Origin of the sequence: Streptomyces sp. NPDC094448 (assembly GCF_044763775.1) — a bacterium.
GTDB lineage: Bacteria > Actinomycetota > Actinomycetes > Streptomycetales > Streptomycetaceae > Streptomyces.
In genome coordinates this window covers 149,173-165,801 of the sequence record NZ_JBIWGU010000011.1, presented here as the reverse complement: position 1 = coordinate 165,801, position 16,629 = coordinate 149,173, and the positions used below count along the sequence as shown (strand labels likewise).

12 protein-coding genes and 3 pseudogenes are annotated in these 16,629 nt (G+C 71.3%); 9 read left to right on the top strand and 6 right to left on the bottom strand.

What is annotated here, in order from left to right; all coding sequences use genetic code 11:
* Window positions 1-134: 134 nt before the first annotated feature.
* Together ACIQ9E_RS22395 and ACIQ9E_RS22390 are read right to left on the bottom strand one after the other, a co-directional pair.
* A pseudogene (locus ACIQ9E_RS22395) lies at window positions 135-293 on the bottom strand (ATP-binding protein); the annotation flags it as partial.
* Window positions 294-656: 363 nt separating this feature from the next.
* Window positions 657-980: pseudogene (locus tag ACIQ9E_RS22390) on the bottom strand (ATP-binding protein); the annotation flags it as partial.
* Window positions 981-1,418: 438 nt separating this feature from the next.
* On the opposite strand from ACIQ9E_RS22390, the gene ACIQ9E_RS22385 reads away from it, so the two are divergent.
* From ACIQ9E_RS22385 to ACIQ9E_RS22345, 9 genes and pseudogenes are all read left to right on the top strand, one after another.
* Window positions 1,419-2,243 (top strand): hypothetical protein, encoded by an 825-nt coding sequence (locus ACIQ9E_RS22385; protein WP_403709619.1) that lies wholly within the window; start codon window positions 1,419-1,421, stop codon window positions 2,241-2,243.
* 95 nt (window positions 2,244-2,338) lie between these two features.
* The gene (locus tag ACIQ9E_RS22380) at window positions 2,339-3,259 is read left to right on the top strand and encodes a YcnI family protein (RefSeq protein WP_403709617.1); all 921 of its coding nucleotides are present in this window, start codon (window positions 2,339-2,341) and stop codon (window positions 3,257-3,259) included.
* 44 nt (window positions 3,260-3,303) lie between these two features.
* Window positions 3,304-3,969 carry an SCO family protein gene (locus tag ACIQ9E_RS22375; RefSeq protein ID WP_403709615.1) on the top strand — a complete coding sequence of 222 codons (666 nt, stop codon included), beginning with the start codon at window positions 3,304-3,306 and terminating at the stop codon, window positions 3,967-3,969.
* 38 nt (window positions 3,970-4,007) lie between these two features.
* Window positions 4,008-4,475 (top strand): annotated as a pseudogene (locus ACIQ9E_RS22370) (copper chaperone PCu(A)C); the annotation flags it as partial.
* A 196-nt stretch (window positions 4,476-4,671) separates the two neighbouring features.
* A complete protein-coding gene (locus tag ACIQ9E_RS22365) occupies window positions 4,672-6,750 on the top strand; it encodes a copper resistance protein CopC (RefSeq protein ID WP_403709613.1) in 2,079 nt (692 codons plus the stop codon).
* 8 nt (window positions 6,751-6,758) lie between these two features.
* Window positions 6,759-8,207: an iron uptake transporter deferrochelatase/peroxidase subunit gene (gene efeB, locus ACIQ9E_RS22360; protein ID WP_403709611.1), complete on the top strand. Its 1,449-nt coding sequence runs from the start codon at window positions 6,759-6,761 to the stop codon at window positions 8,205-8,207.
* 44 nt (window positions 8,208-8,251) lie between these two features.
* On the top strand, window positions 8,252-9,187 hold the full coding sequence (pheA, locus tag ACIQ9E_RS22355) for a prephenate dehydratase (protein WP_403709609.1): 936 nt from the start codon (window positions 8,252-8,254) through the stop codon (window positions 9,185-9,187).
* A gap of 767 nt (window positions 9,188-9,954) precedes the next feature.
* Entirely contained in the window at window positions 9,955-11,232 is a 1,278-nt protein-coding gene (gene serS, locus ACIQ9E_RS22350) for a serine--tRNA ligase (RefSeq protein WP_403709607.1), read from the top strand.
* 95 nt (window positions 11,233-11,327) lie between these two features.
* Window positions 11,328-12,113 carry an HAD family hydrolase gene (locus ACIQ9E_RS22345; RefSeq protein WP_403709856.1) on the top strand — a complete coding sequence of 262 codons (786 nt, stop codon included), beginning with the start codon at window positions 11,328-11,330 and terminating at the stop codon, window positions 12,111-12,113.
* Window positions 12,114-12,572: 459 nt separating this feature from the next.
* On the opposite strand, the gene ACIQ9E_RS22340 is transcribed toward ACIQ9E_RS22345, so the two are convergent.
* The 4 genes from ACIQ9E_RS22340 to ACIQ9E_RS22325 all read right to left on the bottom strand — a co-directional run bounded on the left by ACIQ9E_RS22340 (window position 12,573) and on the right by ACIQ9E_RS22325 (window position 16,341).
* Window positions 12,573-13,292 carry an ABC transporter permease gene (locus tag ACIQ9E_RS22340; protein WP_403709605.1) on the bottom strand — a complete coding sequence of 240 codons (720 nt, stop codon included), beginning with the start codon at window positions 13,290-13,292 and terminating at the stop codon, window positions 12,573-12,575.
* 16 nt (window positions 13,293-13,308) lie between these two features.
* Window positions 13,309-14,220, bottom strand: coding sequence for an ABC transporter ATP-binding protein (locus tag ACIQ9E_RS22335; RefSeq protein ID WP_403709603.1), 912 nt, complete (start codon window positions 14,218-14,220; stop codon window positions 13,309-13,311).
* A 67-nt stretch (window positions 14,221-14,287) separates the two neighbouring features.
* Window positions 14,288-15,208, bottom strand: coding sequence for an ABC transporter permease (locus ACIQ9E_RS22330; RefSeq protein ID WP_403709601.1), 921 nt, complete (start codon window positions 15,206-15,208; stop codon window positions 14,288-14,290).
* Window positions 15,205-16,341: an ABC transporter ATP-binding protein gene (locus ACIQ9E_RS22325; RefSeq protein ID WP_403709599.1), complete on the bottom strand. Its 1,137-nt coding sequence runs from the start codon at window positions 16,339-16,341 to the stop codon at window positions 15,205-15,207. Before ACIQ9E_RS22325 ends, ACIQ9E_RS22330 begins: the two co-directional genes overlap by 4 nt.
* Between the last annotated feature and the right edge of the window lie 288 nt (window positions 16,342-16,629).

Genomic DNA, 16,629 nt, shown 5'->3' with positions numbered 1-16,629 from the left:
ACCGGCGACCGGCGACCGGCGACCGGCGACCGGCGACCGGCGACCGGCGACCGGCCGTGAACGAGTCGGTGGCCCGGCCCGGTGCGGAACCTCCGGAGGACGCGCGTGCGCGTGATCTCGGTGGGGGAAGCCCCTCACGAGACCTTGAGCAGCGCGTCCTCCCGCCATTTCAGGATCTTGTCGAAGCTGACCACGGCACCCCGCCCGGGGCGGTTGCTGAAGTGCACATGGTCGGCCAACTCCTCGATGAGACAGAGCCCGCGGCCGCTCTCGGCGGTGGCGGCGGCCGTCCGGTCCGTCCCCTGCCACTCGGCGGGCCACTCCGGCACCCGGTCCGGCGTGGCCTCCACAGGACTGCCCCCCCGTGGTCTCTCCGCCACCCGGCCCGGCAGGGACCCGGCGGCTCCGACGGGCTCGCCCTGCCGCTGCGGCCGGAGCGGGGAACCGTCCGACGACCGGTCCGGCACCCGGCCGGACGGTCTGCGCGGCGGGCCGCCCGGAGCCCGGTCCGCAGTACCCTCCCGGCGGCTGCCCGGCCCGGCCGATCCACCCGGGCCGCCCGCCCCACCACGTACCTTCGGTACGTTCGGCAGGTCCGGCCCGTCCGGGGCCGCGGCGGCACCGGCGGGACCCCATGCCCCCGGCCCCCCCTGCACTCCGGAAGGGGCGTCGGAGTGGGTGCAGCCACGCCCGTGCCGGGGCGATCCGCCGGGGAAGCCCGGCCCCGAGTCGGACACTTCGATACGGCACTTCTCGCCGTCCAGATACGCGGTGACGCGATAGGCGCCGGCGGGACCCCCGGGGCCCGCGCCGCCGCCGTGTTCCACGGCGTTCGCACAGGCCTCGCTCAGCGCGACCGAGAGGTCGAAAGAGATGTCGGGATCGACACCCGCGGTCTCCATCGTGCCGATGAGGAGCCGCCGGGCGAGCGGAATGCTCGCAGCTTCGCGCCGCAAGTGCAGAGACCACCAGATGCTCATGCTCCAGCCTCCTGGCTGCGGCTCGACATACCGATACGTATTGCCCCAAGACACGGTCCGTAAGCACAGAGTTGGTGTGATTGCGCTCATTCGGCGGAAGCGCGCCCATGGCGCAAAGGTGTATGCCGGACGGGTGAAGCTGTGACAAGGGTGATCGGGAGTGTCGAAAGGCCTGTACGGGGCGGGCGCGGCGGAGGCGGCGCCCGTGACGGCAGCGCCGTTTCCGGCCCGCCCGCACCCCCGCGATCCCTGCTTCCCGCCCCGCTCCACGCCCACTCCACGCCCGGTCGGCACCGGTCGGCACCGGGTCGGCGACCGGCTGCCGAAGCTCACCGTCCGCCGGTAAACCTTGACCGCTCTTGATCCGTAATGCCCGCTACGCGCCGGGGCGGACCTGCCGTACGGCGGCGGAAACCGCAGTGGGATGATGACCGGGCCATGTCCTCCCTGTCGCCCCGGTCCGGTGCACCCACCGGAGCCGGTCTCCGGCTGCTGCGGGCCGCGGTGTTCACCGCGGTCTGTGTTGTGCTGTCCGCGACGGGGCATGCGCTCGCCGCCTGCGCGGGCGTCCCCTGGTGGACGCTGGCCGCCGGCCTTGCCGGGACCTTCCTCCTGGTCCTGCCCTTCACCGGCCGGGTGCGCTCGCTGCCCGCCGTCGTCATGGCACTCGGCGCGGGTCAGCTCGCGCTCCACCTCCTTTTCGGGCTGGGCCAGCGCCACCCCGACCGGCTCGGGCCGGCCGGGGACGACGCGCTGATCCGGATGGCCGCGAAGCTGCTCTGCGGTCCGGGTTCGGCGACGCTCGGCCCGGACGAAGCCCGCCGGGTCGTGACCATGGCCGGCCTCACCCCGCCGGACCAGGGCGGCCACTCGGGCCACGAGGCCGCCGGACAGGCGCTCGGCCACCCCGATCTGCTGCCTTCCCTCCCCATGCTGCTCGCGCATCTGCTGGCCGCCGTGGCGACCGGCTGGCTGCTGCGGCGCGGAGACCTGGCGCTGCTGCGGCTCGCCCGGCTCGCCCAGCTCTCCACGGATTCCGCGCACGAGGCGTGCGAGCTGATGACGGAGGCCGCCCGGCTGCGGTCGCTGCGCGCCGCCCTTGCGTTCGTCCGTACGCTCCTCGCCGGTCTCGTACGCCTTCCGGCCCCCGGGGTCCGTCCCGCACGGCCCGGGGACGATGCGGCGCCTCCCGCGGCCGAAGAGGCGCTCCAGCACACGGTGATCAGGCGCGGGCCGCCCGCCCGGCCGGCCCTCGCCGCCTGACACGGCCGACTCGACGGGAGTGCGGCCGTGGTGTCCGCGTGTCCCGCACACCGGCACGATCACCGTTCCTCCCTTCTCCGTGGAGTGTTCTCACCATGAGCGTTTTCTCCGGTTCGCAGTCATCTGCCCCCTCTTCTTCCGGCTCGGTGCCGTCCTCTTCCGGCCCGGCTCCCGCCGTCTCCGGCCCGTCCGCGGGGTTCGCGCGGACCGCCGTCTCGGGGAAGCGCCGTACAACGGCCCGTACCACCTCCGGTACGACGTCCCGTAGGTCCGTCCGGACGGTCGCCCTGCTGGCCGGGGCCGGCGCCGCTTCGCTGCTGTTCGCAGGACCCGCCGCCGCGCATGTCGGTGTGCAGCCGCAGGGCGAGGCGGCCCGCGGCGGCTATGCCACCGTCGGTGTCAAGGTCCCCAACGAGCGGGACAACGCCTCCACCGTGAAGCTGGAGCTGGCCCTCCCCACCGAGCACCCCCTGGCATCCGTCCTGCCGCAGCCGGTGCCCGGCTGGAACGTCGAGGTCACCAAGGCCAAGCTCGCAAAGCCGCTGACCGTGCACGGCAAGCAGATCACCGAAGCCGTCTCCAAGGTCACCTGGACCTCCGCCGGATCGAAGATCGGACCGGGCCAGTTCCAGCAGTTCCCCCTCTCCATCGGACAGCTGCCCGAGAACGCGGACCGGCTCGTCTTCAAGGCGATTCAGACGTACGACAACAAGGAGGTCGTGCGCTGGATCGAAACCCCCGAGGAGGGGAAGCCGGAGCCCGATTCTCCCGCGCCGGTGCTGACGCTGTCGGAGGGCACCGGCGGCCACGGAGCGCCTGCGGCCGACAGAGCCGAGGGGCACCACGGTGGCACCGGTGACACGTCCGCGAGCGGTTCCCGAGACGCGGACTCCTCCGACACCCTCGCCCGCACCCTCGGGGTGATCGGCATCCTGGTCGGCGCCGCGGGCGTCGCGTTCGGTGTCTTCGCCGGCCGCCGCCACTCCGGCCGTACCGACAGCGGTACCTCTTCATGAGCCGTATCCCCCCTTTCCGTTCCCTCTCTTCCAGGAAGTCCCCCATGCGAAAGAAGACCGCGCTGGTCGCCGCGTTCGCCGCGGCCACGGCACTGACCCTCTCCGCCTGCTCCGGCGAGGGCTCCGGCAAGGACGCGAACACCAGCTCCGTCGCCGAGATCTCGGCGCCCAAGAACACCAAGCCGGGAACCGTGCTGGACCACCCCTTCGAGAAGCCCGCGCTGGTGCTCACGGACACCCAGGGGAAGCCGTACGACCTGCGCGAGCGGACCAAGGGCAAGCCCACCCTGCTCTTCTTCGGCTACACCAACTGCCCCGACGTCTGCCCGCTGACGATGAGCAACCTCGCCCTGGCGAAGAAGCAGCTCCCCCAGGCCGACCAGGAGAAACTCCAGGTCGTCTTCGTCACCACCGACCCCGAACGGGACACCCCCGCCCAGCTCGGCAAGTGGCTGCCCAGCGCCGGAGACGCCTCCTTCACCGGACTCAGCGGCGACTTCGCCAGGATCCAGGCAGCGGCCCGGTCCGTCGGCATCGGCATCGACCCGCCGAAGAAGGAGAAGGACGGCTCCGTCAGCTCCATGCACGGCGCCCAGGTCATGGCCTTCTCCCCGAAGACCGACCAGGGCTATGTCGTCTACGGAGAGGACACCACTCCCGAGGCATACGCCAAGGACCTGCCGAAGCTCCTGCGCGGGGAGCAGCCTTGAGCACCGGAGCGGGACGGCACAGGGGTGGGGCGCGCCCCCTGATAACCGTCGCCACCGCCGCTGCGGTCGCGGCGGCCCTGACGCTGACCGGATGCTCCACGGACTCCGCGGAACCCTCCGGCTCCTCCAACGGTAGGCCGAATGTCCCCGAATTGACAGTAAGTGGCGAATTCATGCCACAACCCGTCAGCGACATGGCCGCGGGGTTTCTGACCGTACGGAACGGGGGAGGGAAGGCCGACCGGCTGACCTCCGTCACCAGCCCCATCTCCGACACCGTCACGATCCACGAGTCGAAGGGGCAGCGGATGCGGAAGGTCGACTCCTTCCCCATCCCGGCCGAGGGGGCGCTCGCCCTCGAACGCGGCGGCAGCCACATCATGTTCGAGCAGCTGAAGCAGCGGCCGAAGAAGGGCGAAAAAGTCTCCGTCGAGCTGCGCTTCGAGACCTCCGGCCCGATCCGCGTCGAACTCCCCGTCATGGAGACCGGCTACAACCCCTCCAAGGACACAAAGATGGACACGAAGGACGGGAAGCACGGGGAGGACGGGAAGGGCGCGCCGGAAACGGGGGCCGGGACCGCCGGAGGAGCCGGTACGCCGTCGGGTGCCACGGACCCGGCGCAGTCCCCGGAACCGGCCGACGGCCGCCCGGCGGAGCACACGTCCGAGCACCACTGAGCGAAGGACGAACGGATACGCCATGACAACCACCACCGCCCCGGCCCGCCCACCGGTCCGCCGCCTCCCGGCCGGCGGACCGGTCCGGGCCCTGCTCGCCGCCCTGGTGCTGGCCGGCACGGTCTTCGGCGCCCTGCTGACGGCCGCGGGCCCGGCGGCCGCCCATGCCGCCCTGACGGCGAGCAACCCGAAGGACGGGGCAGTGGTGGCCACGGCACCCGCCGAGGTCTCACTCACCTTCTCCGAGCACCTCGCCATGGGCGACGACTCCATCCGGGTCCTCGGACCCAGTGGGCAACGGGCCGACACCGGCTCCGTCCGCGATCTCTCCGCGGACGGCCGGGTCGTCCACGCCGTCGGACTGCGGCCGGGGCTGCCGGACGGCACATACACCGTCGCCTGGCAGGCCGTGTCCGCGGACAGCCACCCCATCTCCGGCGCGTTCACCTTCTCCATCGGCGCGCCCTCCGCGACCACCGTCCCGCTGCCCGGCGGCGAGACGGGCGGCGGGCTCGTCGGCTTCCTCTACGACGCCGCGCGCTACACGTCGTACGGCGGCTTCGCCCTCATGGTCGGCGGCGCCGCGTTCATCCTGCTCTGCTGGCCCCGGGGCGCGTCCGTCCGCTCCCTTCAGCGGCTCGTCGCCCGGTCCTGGACCGTGCTGACCGGCGCGACCCTGGCAATGCTGCTGCTCCGCGTCCCCTATACCGGTTCGGGGAAACTGGCGGACGCCTTCGACCTCGCCGGGCTCCAGGAGGTCCTGGAGACGAAGACGGGCGCGGCCCTCGTCTCCCGGCTGCTGCTGCTCGGGGCCGCCGCGCTGTTCATCGCCGTCCTCTTCAGCACGTACGCCCAGCGGGTCCGGGCGGGCGTCGGTGCCGGCGGCGGGACCGGTGACGGCACGGAGGCGGAGGGGACGGACGGCGGGCGGGCCGACCTGGCCTTCGGGCTCGGCGTCGGAGGGGCCGTCGTCAGCGCCGGGATCGCCGCCACCTGGGCGCTCTCCGAACATGCCTCGACCGGTATCCAGACCGGGGTCGCCATGCCCGTGGACGTACTGCACCTGCTGGCCGTGGCGGGCTGGCTGGGCGGGCTGGCGGCGCTGCTGACCGCGCTCCGCCGGGAGCCGTCGATCGAACCGGCGGCGGTACGGCGGTTCTCGGCGGTCGCCTTCGTCTGTGTGGTCGTCCTGGCGGTCACCGGGCTCTACCAGTCCTGGCGGCAGATCGGCTCCTGGTCGGCGCTGACCGGGACGGAGTACGGGCAGCTGCTGCTCGCCAAGGCGGCGCTGGTGGCCGTGCTCGTCGTCATCGCCCGGTTCTCCCGGCGGTGGACGGCCCGGCTGGTCACGGCACCGGCCGTACCCGGCCCGCAGAAGTCCCCCGAACTCAAAGAGTCCACAGCGGCCGCAGCGGGCACAGCGAGCCCCTCGGCAGCCCCGGCCGCAGCACCGTCCAGCCGGCCCGAGGAGCCGGGGGCAGCGGAGGAGAACGTGACCGGGGCGGCGGTCGACCCCGCGCGGGCCGCACAGCTGGCCCGGCAGCGCACCGCCTTGGCCGACACCGCGCGCCGGAAGGCCCGGGACGCCGATCCCGTTCGGTCCGGGCTGCGCCGCGCGGTCCTCGCCGAGGCGGCCGTCGCGGCGGTCGTGCTAGCGGTGACGACGGTCCTGACGGCCACCGAGCCCGGCCGTACCGAGGAGGCGGCGGACCGGGCGGCCGTGAGCGGCAGCTCCCCATCCGCGGACTCCCGGCCCCGGGGACCCGCCGAGGCCACGATCCCCTTCGACACCGGCGGGCCGAACGGCAAGGGCACGGTCCGGCTCACCCTCGGCCCGGCGGCACCGGGCGCCAACGAACTGACGCTACGGATCACCGGCACCGCCGGAAAGCCGCTGGAAGCACCCGAGGTGAGGGCCTCCTTCACCCTCCTGGACCAGGAGATCGGCCCGCTGCCCGTCACCCCCGTGAAGGTGGCGCCGGGGCAGTGGCGCGCCGGGCGGGTCCAGATCCCGATGCCCGGTGACTGGCTGGTCAAAGTGACCGTGCGGACCTCGGACATCGACCAGACCACCGTCGACGAGAACGTGAAGATCGGCTGACGTACCCCATGGCAAAGAAGAACCCCGTGGCAAAGAAGAAGAGGACGGCGACGGCGTCGAGCGCAGGCGCGGACCAGGGCACGACCGTACGGGCCGGGGTGCCGGCGGGACGGACCTCCCGGCCGTCCGGCACCTCCCCCGGACGGGAACCCGGCGCCGGTCATGACGGCGACCGTGCCGAGCACGACGGACGGCGCGATCGGACCGGAGACCGGGACCCCGTCCGTCCCTCACGGCGGCGGATCATCACGGCCGCGGGCTCCGCCGGTGCGGCCGGGCTGGCGCTGGGCGCCGCCGGGGGCGCCTTGGCCCGTGCCGCGGTCTCACCGGAAACCCCGACCGCGCTCACCACGGTCGGCTCGACGGAGGCAATGTTTCACGGGAAACATCAGGCGGGCATCACCACACCCCTCCAGTCCCGTGGCCATCTCGTCGCCTTCGACCTCGCACCCGGCGCGGGCCGCAAGGAGGCAGCCGCCCTGCTCCGCCGCTGGTCGGCGCTGGCTGCGGCGTTGATGGCCGGGAAGCCCGCCCCGGGCGCCGGCACAGGCGCCGATACGGGTGTCGCCCTCGACGCCGGACCGTCGTCCCTGACCCTCACCTTCGGCTTCGGCCGGACGTTCTTCGACCGTACAGGCCTGACCGCCCGGCGTCCGGCCGGTCTGGACCCGCTGCCCGCCTTCTCCTCCGACCAGTTGGACGCCCGGCGTTCCAACGGCGATCTCTGGGTGCAGATCGGCGCGAACGACGCCCTGGTCGCCTTCCACGCACTGCGCGCGGTGCAGCGCACGGCCGGGGACGCCGCCCGTCTGCGGTGGCAGATGGACGGCTTCAACCGCTCACCGGGTGCCACGGACCGGCCGATGACCACCCGCAATCTGATGGGCCAGGTAGACGGCACCAACAATCCCCGGCCGTCCGATCCGGACTTCGACCGCCGGGTCTTCGTCCCGCGCGGCGGCGAACACGACTGGCTGGCCGACGGCTCGTACGCGGTCGTCCGGCGGATCCGGATGCTTCTGGACCCCTGGGAGCGGCTGCCGCTCACCAAGCAGGAGCGGATCATCGGCCGCCGCAAGTCGGACGGCGCCCCGCTGACCGGCGGTTCGGAGACGACACCGCTCGGGCTGGAGAAGCTGGACGCGGACGGCCGGCCGGTGATCCCCGCGAACGCCCACTCCCGGATCTCCGCGCCGGAGCAGAACCAGGGCGCGGCGATGCTGCGGCGCCCGTTCTCGTACCACGACGGCAGTCTGCCGGACGGTTCCCCGGATGCCGGTCTGCTCTTCGTCTGCTGGCAGGCGGACCCGCTGCGGGGCTTTGTGCCCGTCCAGCGGAAGCTGGACCGGGGGGACGCCCTGTCGGAGTTCGTACGCCATGAGGCGAGCGCGCTGTTCGCGGTACCCGGCGGTCCGGCGGAGGGGGAGTACGTGGGGCAGCGGCTCCTGGACGCGTAGGAAACCGGGCGGGGCGGACCGGCGGCCGGACTAGGGTGACTCGTATGTCAGCCACGCGGTACACGTATCTGGGCCCCGAGGGCACGTTCACCGAGGCCGCCCTGCGGACCCTGCCGGAAGCCGCCACCCGGGAACTCGTCCCGATGGTGTCGGTCCCGGCGGCACTCGACGCCGTACGGAACGGGGACGCCGCGGCGGCCCTGGTCCCGATCGAGAACTCGGTCGAGGGCGGGGTGACGGCGACCCTCGACGAGCTGGCGTCGGGCGAACCGCTGATGATCTACCGCGAAGTGGTGCTGCCGATCGCGTTCGCCCTGCTGGTACGGCCGGGGACGAAGCTGTCCGCCATCAAGACCGTCACCGGGCATCCGGTTGCCCAGCCCCAGGTCCGGAAGTGGCTGCGGACCCATCTCCCGGACGCGTTGTGGGAGTCCGCGGCGTCGAACGCGGACGGGGCGCGGCTGGTGCAGGAGGGGCGGTACGACGCGGCCTTCGCCGGCGAGTTCGCCGCGGCCACGTACGGCCTCGAAGCGCTGGTGACGGATATCCACGACGCGCAGAACGCCGAGACCCGGTTCGTCCTGGTCGGCCGTCCGGCCCGGCCCGCGGCACCGACCGGCGCGGACAAGACGTCGGTCGTGATCTGGCAGCGGGAGGACCATCCCGGCGGTCTGCTGGAGCTGCTTCAGGAGTTCGCGGTACGGGGCGTCAACCTGATGCTGCTCCAATCCCGCCCCACCGGGGAGGGCATCGGGAACTACTGCTTCGCGATCGACGCCGAAGGGCATATCTCCGACCGGCGGGTGGGCGAGGCTCTGATGGGGCTGAAGCGGATCTGTCCCGAGGTGCGGTTCCTGGGGTCGTATCCGCGGGCGGGGGTGGAGGCCGGAGACATCGGCGGGGTACGGCCGGGCACGACGGACGCGGACTTCACGGCGGCCTCCGACTGGCTGGCCCGCTGCCAGGACGGCCGGACCTGACCGTTCCCGGCCGGTTCCCCGGGCGCCTCGGCCGTGCGAGCGCCCTGGCCATGCCGGGTGCCAGGCCGTTCGCTGCCTCGATCACCCCGGCCCGGTCGAGCCGACCGGGCCGACCCGTCGGCCGCCGATTCCGGTAGCAGGGCACCGTCGGGCTGACCGGAACTGTTCCTACCTGCTGATTTTCATCATCCACAGAGTTATCCACAGGTCCGGACCCTCGACCTGGGGACAAGTCGACAGCGCGGAGTGACATCGTCGACAAATCGGCTCTCGGGGCCCGGAAGGCCCGGAACCGGACTCCATCCGTCCACAGCCGGCAGGACGCACCCCTGGCACGAGCCTGTCACCCTCATTCCATCGAGCCCCTCTTCGGGGCGAGTAATTCCCACCCGAATGAGTGGGTGGGGAGGGTTTGAGAAGGGAATCCCGAAGATGCGGCAGAGTTCCCAGGAATGATCAGTTCCACAATCCACAGTTTTCTCACACAGCCTGTGGATAACTTTTCGACAAGCGGCCCACCTGTGGACAACCGTCGGCCAAGTCCCGCAGCCCACAAGGAAAATGGGTCAATTCCAGCCGCCCCGGCATGCCCCGTTCCGGCGATGGGCGATGATTTCCCTTGACGGACACCGCCGTGAAGCCGTCCCACTCACGCCCTCCCGTCTTCACCGCCCCACAGGCCACCAAATCCCATAAATAGGGACAAAAGGCTACGCAACGCAATATGAAGTGGCCGAGTGAGAGGCAGGCACCGGTAGCCTGGTGGGGTGATTGACCTTCGCCTGCTCCGTGAGGACCCCGACCGTGTTCGCGCCTCCCAGCGCGCCCGTGGAGAGGACGTCGAGCTTGTCGACGCCCTCCTCTCCGCCGACGAGCGGCGCAGGTCGTCCGGCGTCCGCTTCGACGAACTGCGCTCCGAGCAGAAGTCGCTCGGCAAGCTCGTCTCCAAGGCGTCCCCCGAGGAGCGCGCCGAGCTGCTGACCCGCGCGGAGCAGCTCAAGGCCGACGTCAAAGCGGCCGAGGCCGCCCAGAACGAGGCCGACGAGGAGACCCGCGGGCTGCTGCTCCGCCTGGGCAATCTCGTCCACCCCGACGTTCCGGTCGGCGGCGAGGAGGATTTCGTCGTCCTGGAGACGCACGGCACGATCCGCGACTTCGCGGCCGAGGGCTTCGAACCCCGTGACCATCTGGAGCTGGGCGAGGCGCTGGGCGCCATCGACGTCGAGCGCGGCGCCAAGGTCTCCGGATCGCGGTTCTACTACCTGACCGGTGTCGGCGCCCTGCTGGAGCTGGCGCTGGTCAACGCGGCGATCGCCCAGGCGACCGAGGCGGGCTTCATCCCGATGCTCACCCCGGCCCTGGTCCGGCCGCGCGCCATGGAGGGCACCGGCTTCCTCGGCCAGGCCGCGGAGAACGTCTACCACCTGGAGAAGGACGACTACTACCTGGTCGGCACCTCCGAGGTCCCCCTCGCCGCGTACCACATGGACGAGATCATCGACGCCGAGAAGCTGCCCCTGCGGTACGCGGGCTTCTCGCCGTGCTTCCGGCGCGAGGCGGGCACGTACGGCAAGGACACCCGCGGCATCTTCCGCGTGCACCAGTTCGACAAGGTCGAGATGTTCTCGTACGTGGCGCCCGAGGAGGCCGAGGCCGAGCACCGGCGGCTGCTGGAGTGGGAGAAGCAGTGGCTGACCTCGCTGGAGCTGCCGTTCCAGGTCATCGACGTGGCCTCGGCCGATCTGGGCTCCTCCGCCTCGCGGAAGTTCGACTGCGAGGCGTGGATCCCGACCCAGGGCAAGTACCGCGAGCTGACGTCCGCGTCGAACTGTGACGGCTTCCAGGCCCGCCGGCTGTCGGTCCGCTACCGGGACGGCAAGAAGACGCAGCCGCTGGCGACGCTCAACGGCACGCTCTGCGCCGTACCGCGCACCATCGTGGCCATCCTGGAGAACCACCAGCTCGCGGACGGTTCGGTCCGGGTGCCCGAGGCCCTGCGGCCGTATCTCGGCGGACGGGAAGTCCTGGAGCCGGTCGCCCGGTGAGCACACCAGCACAGGGCCCGCGAGATCCGCGAGAGGCACAACAGGCACAGCAGCCGGGGCCGGAGCGGGAGCCGCGCGGAGCGTTCCCGTACCCCCTGATCGCCACCGATCTCGACGGAACGCTTCTGCGCGGCGACGGCACGGTCTCCGCCCGTAACCGGGACGCGCTCGCCGCGGCCACCGCGGCGGGGGCCGCGCATATCGTCGTCACGGGCCGCGGTGTGCCGTGGACCCGCTACATACTCGACGACCTCGGCTACCGCGGCCTCGCGGTCTGCGGGCAGGGCGCGCAGGTCTACCACGCGGGCGAGCACCGGCTGCTGACCTCCCTCACCCTCGACCGGAAGATCGCCGCGATCGCGCTGGCCAAGCTGGAGGCGGAGATCGGGCGGGTGGCGCTGGCCGCCGGCCGCGACGGTCTCGACGGGGACGTGCTGGTCAGCTCGGACTACGCGGCCCACGACGGGCCGCTGCCGTATATCGCGCTGACCGATGTGGAGCAGTTGTGGGCCGAGCCCCTCAACAAGATCTACATCCAGCACCACCGTCTTGACGACGATGCCCTGACGAAGGTCGCCCGGGAGACCGTGGGCGGTCTCGTCGATGTCGTCATGGCCGGGCCCGGTGTCGTGGAGCTGATACCGCTGGGGCTTACCAAGGCCACCGGGCTCTCCCTGGCGGCCCGTCGGCTCGGGGTGAAGGCGTCCGGCACGATCGCCTTCGGTGATATGCCCAATGACATCCCGATGTTCGCCTGGGCGGCGCACGGGGTCGCCATGGCCAATGCCCACGACGAGCTGAAGGCCGTCGCGGACGCGGTCACCGTCTCGAACGACGAGGACGGTATCGCGGTGACGCTGGAAGGTCTGCTCGCGGCCTGAGCCGAATGGTTCCTGCGGCCCCTGGCGGGCCCCTCCCGCGGCGGCTGCCGGGGGAAGGGGGCGGCCCGCGCAGTTGCGCGCTCGAAGCGGCCGCCCCCTCGGGCCGTGCCGTGGCGCGGACACCCGCCGATACGGCGGCTCCGCAGCCTTCCGGCACCGCCCGGACGGAAGCGCGTCGGACGCTCGCATCGCGTCGCGCTCCTCTCCCGGTCCCGGGCTCGCCGGCTGAACCGGCTTCCCCACTCTCCTCCCAACCACCTGGGCCCGCCACCCAATTTCCGCCCGGCGAGCGGCATCGGGGAGCGCCGCCGCACACCTGTGAGGCGGTACGGCGAAGGCCCCCGTCCGGATGGCCGGAGGGAGCCTTCGCCGCAGGACGCCGGGGGGCGGATCACCTCGGCCGCAGGTGCCGGACCACTGCCGGACCTTCGGCCGCCGCGGCCCGTCGGGGCGGGGCTCTCACTCCTCCCCGGCGAGCTTCAGCACCTTCAGCCGCTGACCCGCGTACCACGTCGCCGCCACCGTGACGACGGTCAGCAGGACGACCGCCACCGGCAGACCGACGGCGGAACCGATGAGTCCGTCAGCGGCGATCCGCTCGGCGAGCGCCAGCGACCACTGCTGCACACTGAGCGCGCGGGCGCCCTCGACCAGCCGGCCGAAGAGGCCTTCCCAGACCAGGGCGTAGATCAGGCCGATGACGACGGCGTTCCGGCTGACCGTGCCGATGAGCAGGAACAGCGCGCTGTAGGCGATCGACGCGAAGAGCGCGGCGACGGTGTAGGCGATGGCGATCTGCTGGCCGTTGTTGTTGAGGATGAAGCCCGCGATCAGGGTCGGGACGGCGGAGAAGGCAATCGTGACCGCTATCGCGACGATCAGCTTGGTGAAGATGATCGTCGGCCGCTTCACCGGTTTGGCCAGCAGATAGACGATGGAACCGTCGTCGATCTCGGGGCCGATGGTGCCGGTGCCCGCGATGACGCCGATCAGCGGCACCATCGTGGCGAGGGCGAAACCGGAGAGCAGTTCATTGGCGGTGCCGTCGTCCGCGCCGTTGAAGAAGCGGATCGCGATGGCGATGATCAGCAGCAGTCCGGGCAGGGCGAAGAGGATCGCGGCCCGGCGGCGGCCGAGTACGGCCCGGTAGGTGAGCCGGGCGACCGTGGGGTTGTACATGGCGTCACAGCTCCTTTCAGGCCGTTACGAGATAGGAGAAGACCGATTCGAGGGATTCGTCGGACGGCGAGACCGTGAGCAACCGGATGGAGTTGTCCCGGGCGACACGCGGCAGCAGTGCGGTGAACCGGCCGAAGTCGACGGCCTGGATGCGCAGGGCACCCTCGGTGAGATCGACTTCGATACCGGAGGTCGACGGGTCGGCGATCAGCGCGGCGGCGAGGGCGCGGTCGTCGCTGGAGCGGACGAGATAGCGGTGCGGGCGGTCCGTCATCAGCCGTCGGATGCGGCGGAAATCTCCCGATGCGGCGTGCCGGCCCGCGACGACCACCTCGATATACGCGGCGAGCTGCTCGACCTCTTCGAGGATATGGGAGGAGAACAGCACCGTACGGCCCTCGGCACCCATGCGCCGCAGCAGCTCCATGAGCTGCATGCGCTGCCGGGGGTCCATACCGTTGAACGGTTCGTCGAGCAGCAGCACGGACGGATTGTGGACCAGCGCCGACGCCATCTTCACGCGCTGGCGCATGCCCTTGCTGTACGTCGAGATCTGCCGGTCCTGGGCGTACTCCATCTCGACCGTCGCGAGGGCGTGGGCGGCCTCCTCGGCGCCGAGGCCGTGCAGTTCGGAGTTGGCTACGACGAACTCGCGGCCGGTGAGGAAGTCGTACATCGCCTCACGCTCGGGTACGACACCGATCTCGCGGTAGGCGGATTCGTTGCGCCAGATCGGAGTGCCGTCCAGAGTGACACTGCCCGTCGACGGCGCCAGGAAACCACCCATCATGTTGATGAGAGTGGACTTTCCGGCTCCGTTGGGTCCGAGCAGTCCGGTGACGCCCGGTCCGATGGACATGGTGACGTCGTTGACGGCGACGACATTTCCGAACCACCTGGAGACGTGGTCGATGGAGATGGTGGTCATGGGCGCGGCCCGTTCTCTTGGAGCTGCCTGAACTCGGGTAGTTCGCGGGGGGCTCGGTGGGTGTCGTTCACAGTCCCGCCTTCGCGTAGCGGCGCATCAGCGCGGCGTACGATCCGGCGATCAGCGCGAGGACGACCAGCAGATAGACCACGCCGACCGCGGCTCCCGGGCCCTCACCGCCGGGATATCCGCTGGTGGCGCCGAGGAAGGCGGTCTGGAAGCCGTCGATCAGGCTGAACGGCGAGAAGAGGCCGATCCACTGGACCAGATCGCCGGATCCACTGTCATCGGCGATGGCCTGTACGGAGGTCACCGCACCGAAGCTGATCACCAGCATGCCGATGATCGCGGCGACGCCGAAGCCCCGGCGGGGCGTGGTGGCGGCCAGCACCAGGCCGATTCCCGCGTACAGGACGGAGAGGACGGCGACGGAGACCAGGCCCTGGCCGAACTCCTTCGTCTGGTCGAGGAAGTCCATCCTGGCCAGCAGCGCCCCGATGTAGAGGACGACCAGGGGCAGTCCTGTGAGGAGGAACATGGCCGACGCCATCGCCCCGTACTTCGCGACCACGTAGTCGACGCGCTCGATGGGGCGGGAGAAGTAGAGGGGCACCGTACGGAACCGCAGGTCACGGGAGACGGTCTGCGGTGCCTGGGCCGCCAGGAAGAGCGCGATCACCATGGAGAGGGCACCGGCGTACTGGGTGTACTCCAGGGGCAGTTCGTCGGCTTCGATACTGACCGCGACCGCCACCATGATCAGTGCGGGTACGCACATCAGGGCGAACAGCAGCATCGGCATGACCTTGGACTTGGCCGAGCGGCCGAGGCCGAAGGCGCCGCGCAGGGACTGCACATAGAGGGAGCGGCGCACATAGGCGCGGCCGAGGCGGCGGCCCGAGTAGTTGCGGTAGCCGATGTTGTGGATACGGGCGGATTCGGGCGCCGTGTCCGCGCCGCCGGCCGGGGAGGGGGTCGTGGTGCTCATCGGGGCTGCCCCTTCATGGCCTGGGCCGGGTCGGCGGCCGGGGAGCGGCCGGTGCCGGGCGCGGTGGAATCGGTGGGCGCGGGTGCGGTGGGCGCGGGTGCGGGTGCGGGCGCGGTGGGCGCGGGTGCGGGCGCGGGTGCGTGGGAACGCGCGGCGGACGGCATCCCGGCCGGGGGTTCGGCGGCCGATTCATCCGGACTCGTCCGGAAGACTTCCGCTATGTGGTGGCGGCGCTGTTCCATCCGTACGAGGCCGAGGCCGAGCGCCGCGACGGTGTCGCGGACGATGTCGTACGTCTCCTCGCCCCGCGCCTCCATGAGGAGGACGTGGCCGGCTCCGGGCAGGCCCTCCTCCGTCCGGTCGTGGAGGGTGACCCCGGCGGCGACCAAGTGCTCCCGCAGGGCTGCGGTGCCGTCCGGGTGGGTGTCGGAGTCGGTGACCTCGACGGCGAGCGTGGTGGTGGCCTGGGTGAAGTCGCTGGTGGAGCTGGAGCGCAGCAGGGAGCCGCCGTCGATGACGACGACGTGGTCACAGGTGCGTTCGAGTTCACCGAGGAGGTGGGAGGTGACCAGGACGGAGATACCGAAGTCCGTGTACACGCGGCGGATCAGGCCGAGCATCTCGTCCCGGCCGACCGGGTCGAGGCCGTTGGTCGGCTCGTCGAGCAGCACCAGCTTGGGGTCGTGGACCAGCGCCTGGGCGAGTTTGACGCGCTGCTTCATACCGGTCGAGTAGCCGCCGATGGGGCGGTACCGCTCCTCGTAGAGGCCGACGTGGCGCAGGGTGTCGGCGGTGCGCTCGCGGGCGGCGGCGGCCGGAAGACCGGACATACGTGCCATGTGGACGACGAATTCGGTGGCGGAGACATCGGGCGGCAGGCAATCGTGCTCGGGCATATAGCCGACCTGCTCGCGGATGGAGCTGCCCTCGGTCGCGACGTCGAAGCCGAGCACGGAGGCCCGGCCTTCGGTCGCGGGGGAGAGCCCCAGCAGAATTTTGATCACCGTGGACTTACCGGCCCCGTTGGCACCCACCAGCCCGGTCACACCCGGTCCGATGTCCAAGGAGAGCCGGTCCAGTGCGGTCACCCGGGGGTACCGCTTGCTGAGGCCTTCAAGGGCAATGACATTCACGGGACCGACCGTAGTGGTGCCGGGCGCCGCGGGCGTCAGACCTGGCGGTCGGATCTTTCTCCGACTCCAGGTGGACGGGCCGCGGGATCGCCCTACGAAAGTGAGCGGCGCGACGGTGGCCGTTGTCGTCCGATGGGCGACGGAGCGAGTACGTCCGGAGGAGCAGGAGCCGCGCCGCCCCGGGTTTTCCACAGGCCGGTGTACGGACCTTGACGCAGCCGTCGGCCATTGTCACATTCATCCATGGCAGCCGTTGAGTGCGGAGCGCGACCGCATGTTCACGGAAAG

Excerpts from the sequence above, each read along its gene's own strand:
- ACIQ9E_RS22340 (WP_403709605.1), bottom strand. The coding sequence starts at position 13,292 with ATGTACAACCCCACGGTCGCCCGGCTCACCTACCGGGCCGTACTCGGC.
- pheA (WP_403709609.1), top strand. The coding sequence starts at position 8,252 with ATGTCAGCCACGCGGTACACGTATCTGGGCCCCGAGGGCACGTTCACC.
- ACIQ9E_RS22330 (WP_403709601.1), bottom strand. The coding sequence starts at position 15,208 with ATGAGCACCACGACCCCCTCCCCGGCCGGCGGCGCGGACACGGCGCCC.
- efeB (WP_403709611.1), top strand. The coding sequence starts at position 6,759 with ATGGCAAAGAAGAACCCCGTGGCAAAGAAGAAGAGGACGGCGACGGCG.
- ACIQ9E_RS22385 (WP_403709619.1), top strand. The coding sequence starts at position 1,419 with ATGTCCTCCCTGTCGCCCCGGTCCGGTGCACCCACCGGAGCCGGTCTC.
- ACIQ9E_RS22335 (WP_403709603.1), bottom strand. The coding sequence starts at position 14,220 with ATGACCACCATCTCCATCGACCACGTCTCCAGGTGGTTCGGAAATGTC.
- ACIQ9E_RS22375 (WP_403709615.1), top strand. The coding sequence starts at position 3,304 with ATGCGAAAGAAGACCGCGCTGGTCGCCGCGTTCGCCGCGGCCACGGCA.
- ACIQ9E_RS22365 (WP_403709613.1), top strand. The coding sequence starts at position 4,672 with ATGACAACCACCACCGCCCCGGCCCGCCCACCGGTCCGCCGCCTCCCG.
- ACIQ9E_RS22380 (WP_403709617.1), top strand. The coding sequence starts at position 2,339 with ATGAGCGTTTTCTCCGGTTCGCAGTCATCTGCCCCCTCTTCTTCCGGC.